This window comes from Pseudomonas sp. GW822-FHT02E03, from assembly GCF_058802325.1.
The window spans coordinates 1-738 of the sequence record NZ_JBXAOA010000104.1; the positions used below are offsets into that span (position 1 = coordinate 1).

General features: G+C 68.2%; 1 protein-coding gene. It reads left to right on the top strand.

Annotation, left to right across the window (positions count from 1 at the left end):
- The first annotated feature begins 145 nt into the window (after positions 1-145).
- Positions 146-655 (top strand): GNAT family N-acetyltransferase, encoded by a 510-nt coding sequence (locus tag AC1RQB_RS28235; RefSeq protein WP_008067932.1) that lies wholly within the window; start codon positions 146-148, stop codon positions 653-655.
- Positions 656-738 lie beyond the last annotated feature (83 nt).

A 738-nucleotide genomic window follows, 5' to 3' on the forward strand; every position in this document is an offset into this window, starting at 1 on the left:
CCCCCCCCCCCCCCCCCCCCCCCCCCCCCCCCCCCCCCCCCCCCCCCCCCCCCCCCCCCCCCCGCTCCCACATTTTGATCTCGTCACACATGGGGATCGCGGTTTAGAGTGACCGGTCACACACCGATCAAGGACGAACACCACCATGCCCGACCACGACCCCGCCATTCACCTCGAACGCTTCAGCGAATCCCACATCGAGGGCATCACCGCGCTCTACAACGACCCCGCCGTGGCCCGGCAGGTGCTACAAATGCCGTTTCAGTCCAGCGAGGTCTGGCGCCAACGCCTGATGGCGGACAACGAGCGGGCGGTGAAACTGGTGGCGCTGCACCAGGGATCGGTCATCGGCAACATTGGCCTGGAGCAGTTTTCGCGGATCCGCCGCAGCCACGCCGGCAGCTTTGGCATGGGTGTCGCCGTGGCGTGGCAGGGTAAGGGTGTCGGCTCGAAATTGCTGGCAGCAGCGCTGGACGTCGCCGACAACTGGATGAACCTGCAACGGGTAGAACTTTCGGTGTACGCCGACAACGAAGCGGCCATCGGCCTGTACCGCAAATTCGGTTTCGAGACCGAAGGCCTGTTTCGCGATTACGCCGTGCGTGACGGTCGACTGGTCGATACCCTGAGCATGGCGCGCCTGCGTCGCCGGTAAGTCAAAAAAATCCTGTGGGAGCGGGGGGGGGGGGGGGGGGGGGGGGGGGGGGGGGGGGGGGGGGGGGGGGGGGGGGGGGGGGG